We start from the raw sequence: 16,009 nt of genomic DNA, 5'->3' as shown, positions 1-16,009 counted from the left end.
GTTTTTCACCAGCCTTTTAGGCGGAGTGCGAAACGCGCTCATGGAGGTTTTGGCTGGAAAGAAAACTGTCATATATACTTGTCCGAGCCCATAACTATAGTAACGAACCGAAGCCAACGCAGGCATTCATTCGCGATGTCCGCTTGTGCTTGGAAAATGCATATTGGGGGCTCGGCTATGGTGAAACGACTGAAACCGGTGATGGCGCTCGCTCTCTCGCTGTTTGTCGCCATCCTCGTCATTCCGACGGCGCTCGTTCTTCCATTTTATGACGGGAAGGTGGCCAAATTGGCCGAACAACTGCACAAGCAAGAACAAGTCCAACGGTCGCAGGCAGCCGAAGGACCGTCCATCGACGTGGCGGTCTATCGAAGCAAAGAACAACGCGTCGAACATATTCCCCTCGAGCAATACGTCATCGGCGTCGTTGCGGCGGAAATGCCGGCCGAATTTGAACTCGAGGCATTAAAGGCGCAAGCGTTGACGGCAAGAACGTACATCGTGAAGCAATTGCTCGCCAACCAGCCGTTTCGCCTGCCAAAAGGAGCGAATGTGACCGACACGGTGGCTCATCAAGTCTATTACAGCGATGACGAACTGCGAAAACTATGGGGCAGCGACTACGATTGGAAAATGAAAAAAGTGACAAAAGCGGTGATGGACACGCAAGGGCAAATTTTGACATACAACAATGAGCCGATCGAGGCGCTGTTTTTTTCGACAAGCAACGGCTATACGGAAAATTCGGAAGCCTATTGGCAAAGCGATTTTCCGTATTTAAAAAGCGTCGCCAGCCCATGGGACAAACAATCCCCGAAGTTTTACCAGCGAAAAACGATGCCAGTGGCGGAATTCGAGCGAAGACTGGGGGTCGAACTGCCCGCTGACGGCTCAGTCGGCGTCATTGTATCGCGCACTCCCGGCCGCCGCGTCGGCGAAGTGAAGATTGGCGGCAAGACGTTTACGGGCCGCGATGTGCGCGAACGGCTCGGATTGCCGTCGAGTGATTTCACCTGGGTGCGCAACGGAGATGACATCATCATTACGACAAAAGGCTACGGCCATGGCGTCGGCATGAGCCAATACGGAGCCAACTTTATGGCCAAAGAAGGGAAAACGTACGCTGACATCGTCAAATATTATTACCGCGGCGTTCATATTTCGTCGGCGACGGCGTTTTTAAACAAATTGACCGCGAAAAATGGATGAACCGGGGTTCTGCCGCCCCGGTTTTCTGTCAAATGTTCGGGGCAAACGGCAGGGAGACGCCCCTCGCCATGCGCCCCTCATTTTTTTGCATAAAATCTAGTCGAATGTCAAAAAATAAGTGAAAAAATTATTTTCTATGTGTATATCTTTTCCTCTTTCTGTTCAAAATGGTTGCTGAGGTGATGAACATGAGAGAGGAACAAAAACAATCGTCGCTGAAGCGTCTGTTCCGCAAACGTTGGGTATTTCCGGCGATCTATTTATCGTCTGCCGCATTGATCGTCGCTGGTGCGCTTTGGTTCCAATTGGGCAAAGAGGAGAATACGGGCAGAGACAACGTGGCGAAAAACGGCACCGCCCAGCAAGAAAATCCGGCTGTTCCGGTCAATGAAACGGTCGAAACGATTGCGATGCCGGTGCTTGATCCAAATGCGGTGCAAGTGAAAACGCCATTCTACGATGACAAAGCATCGGAAGCAGAACAGGAAGCAGCCCTCGTCTTTTATGATCATACGTACCACCCGAACCAAGGCATCGATCTTGTGCGCCAAGACGGCAAAACGTTTGATGTCACCGCTTCCTTAAGCGGCACGGTGACGAAAGCGGAAAAAGACCCGATTTTGGGCTATGTTGTCGAAATCAATCATGAACAAGGGGTCACGACCGTCTATCAATCGCTCGCTGATGTGAAAGTCGAAGCCGGCGACACGGTGAAACAAGGTGAAGTGATCGGCAAGGCAGGGCAAAGCGAATTCAACAAAGAAGCCGGCATCCACGTCCATTTTGAAATTCGCAAAGACGGCCGGGCGGTCAACCCGATCGACTATGTCGACAAACCGTTGACGGCTTTGACCGACAAAGCGGCAGACAAAACGGGAACCGATCGCGCCGCCACGAGCAAAGAAAAAGAATTGATGCCAAGTGACGAAACAGCGCCGACAGACGAAAACCCAGCGAATGAACAACCATCGGCTGACGACCATTCGACGACGCCAAGCGACAACAATCAAGACGAAAACAACGACGCTTCATCCTACAAAACGCCAGACGCCTCGATCGGCATGGCAAGAGCGTAATCGACAAGGCGTCGAGCAAGAGGAAACGAAAAACGCGACGAAAAGGCCTGTCCGTTTGCCAAGACAAGCGGGCGGGTCTTTTTGCTTTGCCGCTTCTAAAGTCAGACGTGGGAAAAACGGCGGCCAAAAAAGCTCTTCACCATAAGATAAAAAACGTTTTTCATGATAGGTGCCCAAAAAGTCATGGCTATTTTTTGTTCGATCGGGAGGGACGATGTTATGTTTGTGTCTAAAAGTCAAGTACATCTTTCGGTGATGAACCGCCAAAAATTATGATTTGAATATTCTTTCATTTTTTGGGAACAAGGATGGAAATAACCCCCTCTTTCCTTTAAAATAAATGAAAACGGAAACAGTTTCGTTTGTGAAATGTTTTATTCTTCACTTAACGAAAGAAAGGGGATCGTGGCCATGGACTACCTATACCACCCATACCCATCGCAGCGGATGACGGTGTTCGCCAAAAACGGCGTTGTGGCGACATCGCAGCCGCTCGCGGCGCAGGCGGGGCTTGATGTGTTGAAAAAAGGCGGCAATGCCATCGATGCGGCGATCGCTGCGGCTGCTTGCTTAACGGTTGTCGAACCGACGTCGAACGGCATCGGCGGCGATGCGTTCGCCCTTGTTTGGACGGACGGGAAGCTGTACGGATTAAACGCGAGCGGCTATGCGCCAAAAGCGATCTCGATTGAAGCGCTGAAAGAGCGCGGCTATACGGAGATGCCGAAATACGGCTTTGCTCCGGTGACCGTTCCGGGGGCGCCGGCGGCGTGGGCGGCGCTGTCAAAGCGCTTCGGCCGCCTGCCGCTTGCCGAAACGCTCGCACCAGCGATCGCCTATGCGGAAAACGGCTATCCGGTTTCGCCAGTGCTCGGAAAGTATTGGGCTGCGGCGTTTCGTACATACAAAGAAGCGCTTCGCGGGCCGGAGTTCGCCTCGTGGTTTGCGACGTTTGCGCCGGGCGGCCGCGCGCCGAAGATCGGGGAAGTGTGGGCGTCTCCGGACCATGCGGCGACGCTCCGCTCCATTGCCGAAACGGAAGCGGAAAGCTTTTACCGCGGCGAGCTGGCGGAAAAAATCGCCGCCTTCTCGAAGCAATACGGCGGCTTTTTGGCGGCGGACGACCTCGCCGAGTATGAACCGGAATGGGTCGAGCCGATCTCCGTCTCCTACCGCGGCTATGAGGTGTGGGAAATTCCGCCGAACGGCCAAGGGATTGTCGCGTTGATGGCCATCAACATCATGAGCGGGTTTGACGTGCCGAGCGTGCCGGATGTCGAGACGCACCACCGGCAAATCGAGGCGATGAAGCTGGCCTTTGCCGATGGGAAAGCGTACATCGCCGACTGCCGCTATATGAACTGCAGCCCAGACGAGCTGTTGTCGGAATCGTTTGCCGCGATGCGCCGGGCGCAAATCGGCGAGGAGGCGCTGACGCCGGAGCCGGGGACGCCGCCAAAAGGCGGAACGGTCTATTTGGCCGCCGCGGACGGCGAAGGGAATATGGTGTCCTATATTCAAAGCAACTACATGGGCTTCGGCTCGGGCCTCGTCGTCCCAGGAACGGGCATTGCCTTGCACAATCGCGGCCATAACTTCGCCTTTGATGAAGGCCATCCGAACGGGTTGGCGCCGCGGAAAAAGCCGTACCATACGATCATCCCCGGCTTTTTGACCAAAGGCGGCGCGCCGGTCGGCCCGTTCGGCGTCATGGGTGGATTTATGCAGCCGCAAGGGCATTTGCAAGTGATCATGAACACGATCGATTTTGACTTGAACCCGCAAGCGGCGCTCGATGCTCCCCGCTGGCAGTGGATGGAAGGAAAAACGGTGCTCGTCGAGCCGCACTTCCCGCGCCATATCGCTGAAGCGCTCGCCCGCAAAGGGCATGACATCCGCTTGGCGTTGGACAGCGGACTGTTCGGCCGCGGGCAAATCATTTGGCGCGATCCTGACACCGGTGTGCTTGCCGCCGGGACGGAGCCGCGCACGGACGGTGCGGTGGCCGCTTGGTGAGACTCACGATAAAGGGATGATTTCGATGAACCAGTGGCATTTGTTTCTCGCTTTTTTCCGCGTCGGCATGCTTGGATATGGGGGCGGCCCGTCTTCGATCCCGCTTGTGCGCGCTGAAGTGGTGGCGAAATACCGCTGGATGGCGGATGAAGAATTCGCTGAAATTCTGGCCATCGCCAATGCTTTGCCCGGCCCGATCGCCACGAAGCTTGCCGGCTATATCGGCTACCGTGTCGGCGGCGCGCTCGGTTTAGTGAACGCCGTGTTGGCGACGACCGCCCCGACGGTCGTGTTGATGATCGTGCTGTTGGCCGCCTTATCCTCGTTTAAAGACACACCATGGGTCGCTGGGATGACCAAAGCGGTCGTGCCGGTCGTGGCCGTCATGCTTGCCGAGATGACGTGGCAGTTCGCCAAACAGGCGCGCGCCGCCCTCGGCTGGCGGCCGGCCGCCCTGCTCCTTCTTGCCTGCTTTTTGGCCTTGCAGTGGCTCGGCCTTCATCCGGCGCTTGTGGTCGCAGTGTTGCTTGCGGCCGCGTTTGTCGGCCGAAGCAAGCCCAAGGCGGCGGATAGAGACAAAGGCGGAGAAAGGAGGGCGTCGTCATGATCTACTGGCAGCTGTTTCTCGCCTTTTTTTGGCCCGGCATTCTCGGCTACGGCGGCGGCCCGGCTTCCATCCCACTCATCGAGCACGAGGTCGTTGACCGCTACGGCTGGATGACGGTCAACGAATTCAGCGAGGTGCTGGCGCTTGGCAACTCTCTTCCCGGCCCCATTGCGACGAAAATGGCAGGTTATATCGGATACGAACAAGCCGGCGTCCTTGGCGCTGCCATCGGAGTGTTTGCCAGCGTCGCTCCGTCGCTCGTTTTGCTGTTGGCGCTGCTTGGGCTCTTGTACAAATGGAAAGACGCGCCGCAAGTGAAGCGGCTCACCGCCTACATCCGCCCAGCGATCGCCGTGATGCTCGGGATTATGGCGATCGACCTTTTCCGCGAATCGTACGAAGGGGCCGGGCTCGGCCAAACGGCGTTTCTCACCGCCGCGAGCGCTTTTTTGCTGCTGGGCAAATGGCGCATCCACCCAGCGTACGTCATCGTCTTGGCGCTTGTGTATGGGGCTTTCTTTTTGTCGTAATGCAGGGAAAATCTTTTCAGCGCTGCAACGGGATGCTTCATCCATGGGTGAGCATCCCTCTTTTTGTGGCAGCGCGGGCAAAAAAGAACATCGATGCAGAAATTCCTGTTGGAAAAGGCCGCAAAAAGCGCTCGGGACAGGAGCGTTTTCCTAATTTAGACGCCGGATGGCGAGCGCGGCAACAGCCGCGAAGGCAAACCGGCAGCGCCTTCACTCGACCGTAAATGTCGCCTTCGCCCGCGCGTTCGGCCAGTTTGGATCAGCGAGCCACCACTCAAGCGTATACGTCCCCGGCTCTAGGCCGCGGAACGTTTCCTGAAACGACAGCTCTTCCCCCTGTTTTAACGGCCGTTCCTCATAAATTTGCGCAAACATCTTCCCTTCGCTGAACTGCTTCATCTTTTGTCCATCGCGGTATAAAACGTAGTCATACTTTTTCGAGCTCGTAAACGTCACCGTTTGCACGCGTTCGGTTTGGTTTTTCACCGTGAAGGTAAACACGTATGCCCCGTTTTGTTTTTCATATGTCAGCGATGGCTCAAGCGTCCCGGCGATGATGCCTTTTCCGCCCGCGGGCGCCGGTTTGCCTGATGGAGCGGGGCCAAGCAAATCATCTTTCGCCTGCGGGCGCTCGTTGCCGCTATTATACATAAACAGCGCACTCGCCGCCGCCACCCCGGCCAACACGGCTGCGACGCCGATCATTTTTCCTTTGCCCATGCCAGCTCCTCCTTTTTTCCTCTCTATACATATAGTCGTTTCCCATTTCGCTTCCGTTACAAACCGCAAAAAAATTGTGAAAAAACCGTTGTCCGCCTTGATATTTCTGGTATATATGCCCGATTTGTCTAATAAAATGTTACAAATTGAACAGCAATGAGAGTGGTTGAGGTGGGGATCGTTCACAACCGGCAAGCGACGCGGCGAAGACGCTTCTAAGACATCCAACGAAAGCGGCGCCCATCATTGGCAAGACGAGTCTCATTTCACACTTCTCACTTCTCACATCCAACCTAGGGAGGGCGAGTGGTGTGCACGATTACATCAAAGAGCGTACGATCAAGATTGGCAAGTATATCGTGGAGACAAGGAAAACCGTTCGCGTCATTGCGAAAGAATTTGGCGTATCCAAAAGCACCGTGCATAAAGACTTGACCGAGCGGCTGCCGGAAATCAACCCGGAACTGGCCCAAGAAGTGAAGCAAATCCTCGATTACCATAAATCGATCCGCCATTTGCGCGGCGGGGAAGCAACGAAGAAAAAGTATAAAAAGCAAGCAGTGAAAAACAACTGACTTTTTCCTTGCCATCTGCCGTTTGCAGTATCATTCCGGGAGGCAAATATGGTAGAATGAACAATTAGGAATGATTTTAGGGCAGAGGCAAGGAGGAGCAAGTCATATGTTTTCACGAGACATCGGCATCGACCTAGGCACGGCGAACGTCCTCATTTTCGTCAAAGGCAAAGGCATCGTGCTCAATGAGCCGTCCGTCGTGGCGATTGATAAACACACGAACAAAGTGCTCGCAGTCGGCGAAGAAGCACGACGAATGGTCGGACGTACTCCTGGGAATATTGTTGCCATTCGGCCGCTCAAAGACGGCGTCATCGCGGATTTTGACATTACCGAAGCCATGCTGAAGCATTTCTTAAGCAAGCTCGACCTAAAAGGCTTTTTCGCCAAACCGCGCATTTTGATTTGTTGCCCGACGAACACAACATCCGTGGAACGGAAAGCGATCAAAGAGGCAGCAGAAAAAAGCGGCGGCAAAAAAGTGTACTTGGAGGAAGAGCCGAAAGTCGCAGCCATTGGCGCCGGAATGGACATTTTTCAGCCGTGCGGAAACATGGTCGTTGATATTGGCGGTGGCACGACTGACGTCGCGGTTCTCTCGATGGGAGACATCGTCACCGCCTCTTCCATTAAAATGGCCGGGGACAAGTTCGATATGGAGATTTTAAACTACATCAAGCGCGAATATAAGCTGCTCATCGGGGAACGAACGGCCGAGGAAATCAAGATTAAGGTCGCAACGGTATTCCCAGGCGCACGGTCCGAAGAAATCGACGTCCGCGGCCGCGATCTCGTCACCGGACTGCCGCGCACGATCACCGTTCGATCGGAGGAGATCGAACAGGCGCTTCGCGAGCCGGTGTCCTTGATTGTACAAGCCGCCAAAAGCGTGCTCGAGCGCACCCCGCCGGAACTGTCGGCGGATATTATCGACCGCGGCGTCATTTTAACGGGTGGCGGTGCATTGCTTCATGGCATCGATTTATTGCTGTCAGAAGAGCTGAAGCTTCCGGTGTTCGTCGCGGAGAATCCGATGGACTGCGTCGCCCTTGGCACCGGGATTATGCTGGAAAACATCGATCGGGCGCCAAAATCGCAATTGATTTAAAAAGCCGTCATGCCCTTTGGCCAAGAGATGGTTCATCTGGATCAACCTTATAGAGTCAACCTTTTGCGTCATTCAGGCGCAGACCGCTTTGGAAGGACGTTTTTCTCATGGCTTGATCAAAATGGATACAACCGCCGCCGGGACAAGCGAGGCGGGCAAAAAAGGAATGGGTGTGAGTAAAATATTTCAAAGTCTTGACTGACTCAAGGAATGGCGGGGGATGCCGCGGCTGCCCTTGCCCGCTTATAATGAAAGATGGAATGGAAAGGAGCGGAGCGGCAGGGCAACGCGCCGCCCGCTTGACCATAGGGAACACCCCATCCGCCGCTGCCCAAAGAGCGGCCGCGGCTTTTTCTGATCGATCGGACAAGCGAGGTGCTGGTCATGTTGAGAGGGTTGTACACCGCCGCGAGCGGCATGCTCGCCCAGGAGCGGCGCGTTGAGATGCTGACCAACAACTTGGCGAACGCCGAAACGCCGGGATACAAAGCTGATGCAGGAGCGATGAGAGCGTTTCCGGAACTGTTGATGAGCCGCCTCGAGGACGAGCCGATCCCGACCGCCTCAAGGCGCGCCATCCCGACGCAAACCGTCATTGGGCCGCTCGTTACGGGCGTCTATATGCAAGAACTCATCCCGAACTTCCGCCAAGGGGATGTGAAAGAAACCGGCTTGGCGACCGATATCGCCCTTGTGGACGGACAAGTCCCCGTCGACCGGGCGAGCGGCCAGCGAGGCGCGCTGTTTTTTGCCGTCGCCAACGGTCAAGGGGAGGTCCGCTACACAAGAAACGGTCATTTCACCTTGAGCCCGGACGGCTACTTGACGACGCAAGAGGGCTGGTATGTGCTTGATGCCAATGGCGAGCGCATTCCGCTCTCAAGCGAGCGGTTTGCCGTCCGCGACGATGGAACGATCATCGATGAGAATGGGACGGCCACCCGTCTCGGCGTTGCATTCGCCGCCAATCCGCAAACGTTGATCAAGGAAGGAAACGGCTTATTCCGCAGCACGACAGGGCCGTTGCCGCAGGCGCCCGGCAATGTGACGTATACGGTGAAACAGCGTTTTCTCGAGCGGTCGAACGTCGACATTGAGCGGACGATGACCGATTTGCTCGCTGCCTACCGCGCATTTGAAGCAAACCAAAAAATCATCCAAGCGTACGACCGCAGCTTGGACAAGGCCGTCAACGAAGTCGGCCGCCTGAAATGATGAAAGGGGGACAAGCCCGTGCTCCGTTCGATGCTCACCGCCGCCAACACGATGAACGCCTTGCAAGAGCGGCTCGATACGATCAGCCACAACATCGCCAACAGCAACACCGTCGGCTTTAAACGGCGCGAAGCGAGCTTTGCCGAGCTCTTGACCCAACAAATCGACCGCCTGCCGAACGACGAAGCGCCCCGGCAAACGCCAGAGGGCGTGCGCTACGGCAACGGGGCGCGTCTCGCTTCGACGATGCTCATCACCAAGCAAGGTGCGCTGGTGGAAACCGGCCGCCGCCTGGATTTTGCCTTGACGGACGAAAACCAATGGTTCCGCGTCCGTCTGGCCGATCAAAACGGTGCGGAAACGATCGGCTACACCCGCGCCGGCAACTTTTCGCTTGCGCCCATGAACGGCCAGCTTGCTTTGACGACAAGCGACGGCCTGTTTGTGCTTGATGAAAGGAACGCGCCGATTGTGCTTCCCGCCGATGCGCATGACGTACAGATGTCCCCGACTGGGACGTTGACGGCAACCAATACCGACGGCCGCGTTGTCGCCCGCGTCAATTTGGGCGTCACCATGATCCGCCGTCCGCAGCTTCTGGAAGCCCGCGGCGGCAATGTCTATGCGCTTCCCAACGTCCCAGGCGCGGCCGAAGAACTGAACGGCAGCTTGCGCGGCCAAATCAGCGTCAAGCAAGGCGCGCTCGAACAAGCGAACGTCGACCTTGGCGAGGAAATGGTCGGCCTGATGGCGACAAGCCGAGCGTATCAGCTCAACGCCCGCGCCGTTTCCATCTCCGAACAAATGCTCGGGCTGATTAACGGCATGCGCTCCTCATAAGGAGGATCGCGATGAGTGACGAGAGGCATCAAGAACCTATGCGCTCGCCGTCTTCCCGGATGGCGAGGCGGAAAGGCCGAGTAAGAAAGAGCCCGCCGACTCCCGCCGAACCGGAAGCCAAAGCCCTTCCGCCGGAAGGGGAGGCGGCCGCGCCGCGCCGGTTCGTCCGCACCCGGCTCATCCCGATCTGGCTTCGGCTGATCATCGTGATCGTCTTGATGGCCGCAAGCCTCGCCGCCGGCGCGGTCGTCGGCTACAGCGCCATCGGCGATGGGAAGCCGCTCGATGTATTCCGCCCGTCCACGTGGAAGCACATCATCGATATCGTCGAGAAAGGAACGGATCGCGGCTGATGAAGCCGCCAAACGAGAGAAAGGAGTTTGTCCATGCTTGACATCCAGCAAATCCAGTCCATCATCCCGCACCGCTATCCGTTTTTGCTTGTCGACCGCATTCTGGAAATCGAAGAAGGCAAGCGCGCCGTCGGCATCAAAAACGTCAGCGCCAACGAATCATTTTTCGCCGGCCATTTCCCGGAATACCCGGTCATGCCCGGCGTGTTGATCGTCGAGGCGCTCGCCCAAGTCGGCGCCGTCGTCCTCCTGCAAAGCGAGGAAAACCGCGGCCGCCTCGCCTTCTTCGCCGGCATCGACAACTGCCGTTTTAAAAAGCAAGTCAAGCCGGGCGACCAGCTCCGCTTGGAAGTCGAAATCCTCCGCGCCCGCGGCGCCATCGGCAAAGGCAAAGGCATCGCCACCGTCGACGGCGAGCTTGTCTGCGAAACGGAGTTGATGTTCGCTCTTGGCGACAAACGAGCTGACTGAACAAAACGCGTTCCTTCGGGGAGCGCGTTTTTTTGTCGGCTGCGCTATATAGCGTGCGAATGAAAAGTTTCTTTCTGGGAAAGATAAACAAGGACCGGCCTTACATAAGGTCACCACAACCAATAGAAAGGAGCAGATAGGATGAAGAAAAAAGCGTTGCTGATCCGGCTGTTCAGCGCCCTTGTCGCCCTCTTTTTAGCGGCTGGATGCAATATGAACCGCGACAACAACAATCCTCCGCCGCCAAACAACCAAAACGATGTCAACGACCAAGACGTAAACCCGGCTGATGACATCAACCAAAACGATAACGTCGACAACGACAAAGACAATGACGGCATCCCGGACAACCGCGATACCGATTTGAACGACAACCAAAACAATCAACTCCCGCCGGGAGACGACACGAACAACGGACCGGGCGACGATGAGCGCGATACGGTTCCGGACCGCGAAGACCCGATTGAAGATCCGCGGGATGCGAATGACAAAGACAATAAAGACGAATAGCGCAAACAAAGGCTGCCTGTCGGGCGGCCTTTTCATTTGGCCAAAATTAGTACCGATTTCGGCTAGATATGTCTGTTGATATCCGCTATAATGGGGATGTCCATCGATTGTCGAAAAATGCGGACAGGAGAATCATAGGGGGGGACACAATGGAAGAAACAATCAGCCTGCGCGAGCTGTTCGATACATTGCGCAAACGGCTTTGGCTCATCGTCCTGATCACCGCGCTTGCTACCGTTGTAAGCGGTGTGGTCAGCTACTTTATATTGACGCCGATTTACGAGGCGTCGACGCAAATTCTCGTCAACCAGGCGAAATCCGAGCAGCAGCTCTACAACTTCAACGAAATCCAAACGAACGTGCAGCTCATTAACACGTACAGCGTCATCATTAAAAGCCCGACGATTTTGGAAAAAGTGAAAGACGAGCTCCACCTTGACCGGACGCTTGACGAACTGAACGAACAAATTCAAGTCTCAAGCGAAAAAGACTCACAAGTGTTCTCTGTCACCGTCCAAGACCCAGATCCAGCTATGGCGGCCAAGATCGCCAACAAAACGGCGGAAGTGTTCAAAAACGAAATCGTCAAAATCATGAACATCGACAACGTCACCATTCTCTCGAAAGCGGAAGTGAAAGAACATCAAGCCCCGGTCAAGCCGAAGCCGCTTCTCAATATGGCCATCGCCTTCGTCGTCGGCCTCATGACTGGCGTCGGACTTGCCTTCCTGCTTGAGTATTTGGACAACACGATCAAAACGGAAGAAGACGTCGAAAAACATCTCGGCCTGCCGGTGCTCGGCGCGGTCAGTTTAATCACGGCGGAAGGCGGCCAAAAAGCGAGACGCGAATCCGCCATTCCACAAACAAGAGGTGAAACCATTGGCTCGTAAACCAGCAACATCGATCCGCAAAGCGGAGCGGAGACTGATCACGGTCGACAACCCAAAATCCCCCATCGCGGAGCAATACCGAACGATCCGAACGAATATCCAATTTTCATTCATTGATGCGCCGCTCCGCTCCCTAATTGTCACGTCAACCGGCCCTGGCGAGGGAAAATCGACCACCGCGGCGAACTTGGCTGTCGTCTTCGCTCAACAAGGGAAAAAGACATTGCTCATTGATGCCGACTTGCGCAAGCCGACCGTCCATTACACGTTCCGCTTAAACAACTACAAGGGATTGACCAACGTCTTGACGGGCTCGGCGCCGCTTTTGCCGACGTGTCAAGCGACCGAAATCGACCACTTATCAATCTTAACGTCTGGCCCGATTCCGCCGAACCCTGCCGAGCTCCTCAGCTCGAACGCGATGGCGCAATGCCTCGAACAGTTGTATGAGACGTTTGATCTTGTCATCTTCGATACCCCGCCCGTCCTCGCCGTGACGGATGCACAAATTTTAGCCAACCAATGCGACGGCACGGTGCTGGTCATCGAAAGCGGCGGCACCGAAATCGAAGCGGCGGTCAAGGCGAAAGAACTGCTCGAAGCGGCCAACGCCAAACTGCTCGGCGTTGTCTTGAACAAGCGGAAGCACCGTGACGGCGGGTACTATTACTACTATCAATACAAGTAACCACAAACGGCTTCCCGACCGCGGGAAGCCGTTCTGATAGAGAAAAGGGGAGAGAACCGTTGAGAAACTTCGTCTTCATCCTTTTGCTCACCGCCGCTTGCCTTGCCTTTCTGATCACCGGTCACTTGTACTGGGAGCGAAAAATCGAAGCCACGGTGCAAGCGGCGCGGGCGAAAGTCGAAACATCCGCCAAGCAAGAAACGGAGACGAGCCAAACGGAAGTGATCCTCGCCCGCGCCAAGCAGCTGCCAGCGGCCGCGCAAGCTGCCATCAAGCGGGCGGTGGAGGAACACCGTCCGATCCGCCTCGTCATCGCCGGCTCCGAATCAACGCCAGAGAACGGCGGCTGGCCTGAGCGGTTGAAACAAGCGCTCGATGACGCCTACGGGAAAGGCGTGTTTCACATCACCGTCCACGAATACGACGGCTTGACCACCGCCGACGCCGACCGACAGCGCATCGCCGCCGACTGGGCCAAGGACAAGCCGGATCTTGTCCTGCTTGAACCGTTTTTGTTAAACGACAACGGTGTCGTGACGATCGACGACACTCTTGCCCATATCAAATCGATCATCGACGAGCTCAAATCGGCGGCCCCGAATGCGGTCGTGATCTTGCAGCCGCCGAACCCGATTTACAACGCGACCTACTACCCGCGCCAAGTCCAACAGCTCGAAGCGTTTGCCAAAGAGAACGGCTATCCTTACCTCAACCATTGGCCCGCCTGGCCTGACGATCAAAGCGAAGAGCTGAACCGCTACGTCGACCCGCAAACCGACTTGCCGACCGAGGAAGGAGCCGCGCTTTGGGCCGATGCGCTCGCCAAGCGCTTCATCGCCCAATGAAAACGCGCACCTCTTAAGGTGCGCGTCTCATTTACTTCGCCGCCGTCGCTTTCAGCTCCAGATGCTCTTTCAACTCATTCGAAATCGCCAGCCGTTCGCTCTCTGGCACGATCAAGTAATAAATGCCATTGATTTTCGTCCCTTGTCCCGTAATATGCAGCTGCTTAATTTGCTTGCGGGCGTCTTTGTAATTCGCTTGAATTTCTTTCATTTCCTCAAACGTCAAGTTCGTTTTCACGTTTTTCCCGATCGCTGCGAGCACATCGCTGTAATTCGTGAGCGACGAGAAGCTGGCGCCTTTCTCAATAATCGCTTGAATGATCTGCTTTTGCCGGTCCTGGCGCCCGAAATCGCCGCGCGGGTCCTCTTTCCGCATGCGGGAGTATTTCAGCGCTTCGTCCCCGTTTAACGTAATCTCGCCTTTCGGGAAGTGCGTTCCTTCATACGTAAAAGCGAACGGGTTGTTCACCGTCACTCCGCCGACCGCATCGACGATGTCGCGGAAGCTTTCCATGTTGACCTTAATGTAGTAGTCAATGGGAATATCTAAAAAGTGTTCCACCGTCGCCATCGTCATCTCCACTCCGCCAAAGGCGTACGAGTGGTTGATTTTATCTTTCGTCCCTTTTCCGATAATCTCCGTTCTCGTATCGCGCGGCACGCTCACCATGTCAATCGACTGCTTGTTCGGATTCACCGTCATCACAATCAGCGTATCCGCGCGCCCGCGATCCCCTTTGCGTTCATCAACGCCGATCAACAAAATGGAAATCGGCGTCTTCCGTTCAAACGAAACGTTTTCTTTCCGCTTCTCCGACTTCCAGTTGACGTTCTCGTGCATTTGGTTCGCCGTCTGTTTCACATGATGATAAATGGAATAGGCGAATATTCCTGCTCCAGCGAATAACACGACGAGCAATCCCGTCACCCAGCGGAGCCATGTTTTCTTCTTTTTTCGACGTTCTGCTCTCATGGGCACTCTTCCTTTTCTATTCAGAAATTTTCGTGCATACCATTTCGATTATAGACCGTTTTCGAAAAGAAGACAACTGACAGCCGCATTGGCGGGCGTTCCAGCTTGCCCCCTAATCAGTGGAATTTGCCTTCCATTTCGACAATGTTCGACAAACCTCACCCATTGATAGCCTGTTTTTCCTATGTTACCATAATAGGGGTTTAGTAGAGCGAAAAAAGGAGGAGTGGACGATGATCGACATTCATAGCCATATTTTGCCTGGCGTTGACGACGGAGCGGCGGCGATGGAGAACGCCATCGCCATGGCGCAAGCCGCAGCCAAGGAGGGGATTACAACGATCATTGCCACTCCCCATCATCAAAATGGAACGTATGACAACCCAAGACCAGCCGTCCTTTCCTTGGCGGCGGAACTAAATGACGAATTGAAACGGCGCGGCATCGCCTTGAACGTGTTTCCAGGCCAAGAAGTGCGCATCCACGGCGACTTGCTTGACGGCCTTGCCCGAGGCGAGGTGATGACGCTTGCCGATACATCATACATGTTGATCGAATTTCCGCCCGATCATGTGCCGAAATATGCGGAGCAACTCCTCTTTGATGCCCAAGTGAAAGGGTTTATCCCGATCATCGCCCATCCGGAGCGAAACGCCGAGATCATCGAAACCCCCGAGCGGCTCTACCAGCTCGTCAAACGCGGCGCCTTGTCCCAGCTGACGACATCAAGCATTACGGGCCATTTCGGCAAGAAAATCAAAACGTTCTCGTTTCAGCTGATCGAAGCGAACTTGGCCCATTTCATCGCCTCGGACGCCCACAACACGAAAACGCGGCCGTTTCGCCTCCGCGAGGCGTACGAGGTGATCCGGAAAGAATACGGGACAGACATGGTGTACTACTTCCAAGAGAACGCCGAGCTGCTCGTTCGCGGCCAAGCCGTGTTCCGCGACGAACCACAGCGGGTGAAAAAGAAAAAGTTCCTTGGCCTCTTTTAGAAATAGTTGGCAGTATGATATAAAATAATTTAGAAATACTTCTTTTCTTTTGCCCGTTCGTTGTCGAAACATGGCTTGTTTCTTGTAGAACGATTCAGAATGATGTCGACCGACATCCAATAGCGGCGGCTCTTTCTTTAAGACAGTTTGGCTCGCGCAGCAAGAGATTCATAGCGGCGGCTTCTTTGTCTTAAAGACAGGCCGTTTTCTTCGTTGATGCCGTTTCGTTCGGTGATGTCTCCTTACCGTTATCAATGGAGGCACTCGGCCATGCCGTGGGTGGGGACGATGACGGTCCTGGCACCTTAGACGCCCGTCGTCGAGGGTGTGGCGTGAGGGCGGGTTAGATGCCCGATCTAACTTAACCCGTGGTGCTAGTTGA

18 protein-coding genes are annotated in these 16,009 nt (G+C 55.1%); 16 read left to right on the top strand and 2 right to left on the bottom strand.

Annotated elements, in window-relative coordinates; genetic code table 11:
* Positions 1 to 177 precede the first annotated feature (177 nt).
* The 5 genes from spoIID to VU18_RS14505 all read left to right on the top strand — a co-directional run bounded on the left by spoIID (position 178) and on the right by VU18_RS14505 (position 5,438).
* On the top strand, positions 178 to 1,209 hold the full coding sequence (gene spoIID, locus VU18_RS14525) for a stage II sporulation protein D (RefSeq protein WP_011232807.1): 1,032 nt from the start codon (positions 178 to 180) through the stop codon (positions 1,207 to 1,209).
* 188 nt (positions 1,210 to 1,397) lie between these two features.
* Entirely contained in the window at positions 1,398 to 2,285 is an 888-nt protein-coding gene (locus tag VU18_RS14520) for a M23 family metallopeptidase (RefSeq protein WP_041470273.1), read from the top strand.
* A gap of 411 nt (positions 2,286 to 2,696) precedes the next feature.
* A complete protein-coding gene (locus VU18_RS14515; RefSeq protein ID WP_047758380.1) occupies positions 2,697 to 4,301 on the top strand; it encodes a gamma-glutamyltransferase family protein in 1,605 nt (534 codons plus the stop codon).
* Between the two features lie 25 nt (positions 4,302 to 4,326).
* On the top strand, positions 4,327 to 4,908 hold the full coding sequence (locus VU18_RS14510; RefSeq protein WP_047758379.1) for a chromate transporter: 582 nt from the start codon (positions 4,327 to 4,329) through the stop codon (positions 4,906 to 4,908).
* Positions 4,905 to 5,438: a chromate transporter gene (locus VU18_RS14505; RefSeq protein WP_011232803.1), complete on the top strand. Its 534-nt coding sequence runs from the start codon at positions 4,905 to 4,907 to the stop codon at positions 5,436 to 5,438. Before VU18_RS14510 ends, VU18_RS14505 begins: the two co-directional genes overlap by 4 nt.
* A 210-nt stretch (positions 5,439 to 5,648) precedes the next feature.
* Here the strand turns inward: VU18_RS14505 and VU18_RS14495 are convergent, their stop codons facing one another.
* Positions 5,649 to 6,158 carry a BsuPI-related putative proteinase inhibitor gene (locus VU18_RS14495; RefSeq protein WP_047758377.1) on the bottom strand — a complete coding sequence of 170 codons (510 nt, stop codon included), beginning with the start codon at positions 6,156 to 6,158 and terminating at the stop codon, positions 5,649 to 5,651.
* A gap of 311 nt (positions 6,159 to 6,469) precedes the next feature.
* On the opposite strand from VU18_RS14495, the gene spoIIID reads away from it, so the two are divergent.
* The 10 genes from spoIIID to VU18_RS14440 all read left to right on the top strand — a co-directional run bounded on the left by spoIIID (position 6,470) and on the right by VU18_RS14440 (position 13,656).
* Positions 6,470 to 6,733 carry a sporulation transcriptional regulator SpoIIID gene (spoIIID, locus tag VU18_RS14490; RefSeq protein ID WP_008880665.1) on the top strand — a complete coding sequence of 88 codons (264 nt, stop codon included), beginning with the start codon at positions 6,470 to 6,472 and terminating at the stop codon, positions 6,731 to 6,733.
* Between the two features lie 106 nt (positions 6,734 to 6,839).
* Complete coding sequence (locus VU18_RS14485) at positions 6,840 to 7,841, top strand: rod shape-determining protein (RefSeq protein ID WP_047758376.1); 1,002 nt, start codon at positions 6,840 to 6,842, stop codon at positions 7,839 to 7,841.
* Positions 7,842 to 8,225: 384 nt separating this feature from the next.
* Positions 8,226 to 9,056: a flagellar hook-basal body protein gene (locus tag VU18_RS14475; protein WP_047758374.1), complete on the top strand. Its 831-nt coding sequence runs from the start codon at positions 8,226 to 8,228 to the stop codon at positions 9,054 to 9,056.
* A gap of 18 nt (positions 9,057 to 9,074) precedes the next feature.
* Positions 9,075 to 9,896 (top strand): flagellar hook-basal body protein, encoded by an 822-nt coding sequence (locus VU18_RS14470; RefSeq protein ID WP_047758373.1) that lies wholly within the window; start codon positions 9,075 to 9,077, stop codon positions 9,894 to 9,896.
* An 11-nt stretch (positions 9,897 to 9,907) separates the two neighbouring features.
* The gene (locus tag VU18_RS14465; RefSeq protein WP_011232797.1) at positions 9,908 to 10,249 is read left to right on the top strand and encodes a DNA-directed RNA polymerase subunit beta; all 342 of its coding nucleotides are present in this window, start codon (positions 9,908 to 9,910) and stop codon (positions 10,247 to 10,249) included.
* A gap of 33 nt (positions 10,250 to 10,282) precedes the next feature.
* The gene (gene fabZ / locus VU18_RS14460) at positions 10,283 to 10,720 is read left to right on the top strand and encodes a 3-hydroxyacyl-ACP dehydratase FabZ (protein WP_011232796.1); all 438 of its coding nucleotides are present in this window, start codon (positions 10,283 to 10,285) and stop codon (positions 10,718 to 10,720) included.
* 141 nt (positions 10,721 to 10,861) lie between these two features.
* Entirely contained in the window at positions 10,862 to 11,230 is a 369-nt protein-coding gene (locus VU18_RS14455) for a hypothetical protein (protein WP_011232795.1), read from the top strand.
* Positions 11,231 to 11,379: 149 nt separating this feature from the next.
* Positions 11,380 to 12,123 carry a YveK family protein gene (locus VU18_RS14450; protein ID WP_013146583.1) on the top strand — a complete coding sequence of 248 codons (744 nt, stop codon included), beginning with the start codon at positions 11,380 to 11,382 and terminating at the stop codon, positions 12,121 to 12,123.
* The gene (locus VU18_RS14445; RefSeq protein ID WP_014196934.1) at positions 12,113 to 12,811 is read left to right on the top strand and encodes a CpsD/CapB family tyrosine-protein kinase; all 699 of its coding nucleotides are present in this window, start codon (positions 12,113 to 12,115) and stop codon (positions 12,809 to 12,811) included. Before VU18_RS14450 ends, VU18_RS14445 begins: the two co-directional genes overlap by 11 nt.
* 59 nt (positions 12,812 to 12,870) lie before the next feature.
* Positions 12,871 to 13,656, top strand: coding sequence for an SGNH/GDSL hydrolase family protein (locus tag VU18_RS14440; protein WP_021321931.1), 786 nt, complete (start codon positions 12,871 to 12,873; stop codon positions 13,654 to 13,656).
* A 31-nt stretch (positions 13,657 to 13,687) separates the two neighbouring features.
* Here VU18_RS14440 and VU18_RS14435 read toward each other — a convergent pair whose 3' ends face one another.
* Positions 13,688 to 14,629: a LytR family transcriptional regulator gene (locus VU18_RS14435; RefSeq protein ID WP_014196932.1), complete on the bottom strand. Its 942-nt coding sequence runs from the start codon at positions 14,627 to 14,629 to the stop codon at positions 13,688 to 13,690.
* Between the two features lie 233 nt (positions 14,630 to 14,862).
* Between VU18_RS14435 and VU18_RS14430 the strand changes: the two genes are divergently transcribed.
* Positions 14,863 to 15,627 carry a tyrosine-protein phosphatase gene (locus VU18_RS14430; protein ID WP_021321932.1) on the top strand — a complete coding sequence of 255 codons (765 nt, stop codon included), beginning with the start codon at positions 14,863 to 14,865 and terminating at the stop codon, positions 15,625 to 15,627.
* Positions 15,628 to 16,009: the final 382 nt, after the last annotated feature.

Source organism: Geobacillus sp. ZGt-1 (assembly GCF_001026865.1).
Classification (GTDB): domain Bacteria; phylum Bacillota; class Bacilli; order Bacillales; family Anoxybacillaceae; genus Geobacillus; species Geobacillus thermoleovorans.
Note: the sequence above shows the minus strand (reverse complement) of the source record. Positions and strands in the feature narration are given on the sequence as shown.

Coding starts and splice junctions, on each gene's coding strand:
- VU18_RS14475 (WP_047758374.1), top strand. CDS start 8,226: ATGTTGAGAGGGTTGTACACCGCCGCGAGCGGCATGCTCGCCCAGGAG.
- VU18_RS14450 (WP_013146583.1), top strand. CDS start 11,380: ATGGAAGAAACAATCAGCCTGCGCGAGCTGTTCGATACATTGCGCAAA.
- VU18_RS14430 (WP_021321932.1), top strand. CDS start 14,863: ATGATCGACATTCATAGCCATATTTTGCCTGGCGTTGACGACGGAGCG.
- spoIID (WP_011232807.1), top strand. CDS start 178: ATGGTGAAACGACTGAAACCGGTGATGGCGCTCGCTCTCTCGCTGTTT.
- VU18_RS14515 (WP_047758380.1), top strand. CDS start 2,697: ATGGACTACCTATACCACCCATACCCATCGCAGCGGATGACGGTGTTC.
- VU18_RS14510 (WP_047758379.1), top strand. CDS start 4,327: ATGAACCAGTGGCATTTGTTTCTCGCTTTTTTCCGCGTCGGCATGCTT.
- VU18_RS14455 (WP_011232795.1), top strand. CDS start 10,862: ATGAAGAAAAAAGCGTTGCTGATCCGGCTGTTCAGCGCCCTTGTCGCC.
- VU18_RS14435 (WP_014196932.1), bottom strand. CDS start 14,629: ATGAGAGCAGAACGTCGAAAAAAGAAGAAAACATGGCTCCGCTGGGTG.
- VU18_RS14495 (WP_047758377.1), bottom strand. CDS start 6,158: ATGGGCAAAGGAAAAATGATCGGCGTCGCAGCCGTGTTGGCCGGGGTG.
- VU18_RS14465 (WP_011232797.1), top strand. CDS start 9,908: ATGAGTGACGAGAGGCATCAAGAACCTATGCGCTCGCCGTCTTCCCGG.
- VU18_RS14505 (WP_011232803.1), top strand. CDS start 4,905: ATGATCTACTGGCAGCTGTTTCTCGCCTTTTTTTGGCCCGGCATTCTC.
- fabZ (WP_011232796.1), top strand. CDS start 10,283: ATGCTTGACATCCAGCAAATCCAGTCCATCATCCCGCACCGCTATCCG.
- VU18_RS14485 (WP_047758376.1), top strand. CDS start 6,840: ATGTTTTCACGAGACATCGGCATCGACCTAGGCACGGCGAACGTCCTC.
- VU18_RS14520 (WP_041470273.1), top strand. CDS start 1,398: ATGAGAGAGGAACAAAAACAATCGTCGCTGAAGCGTCTGTTCCGCAAA.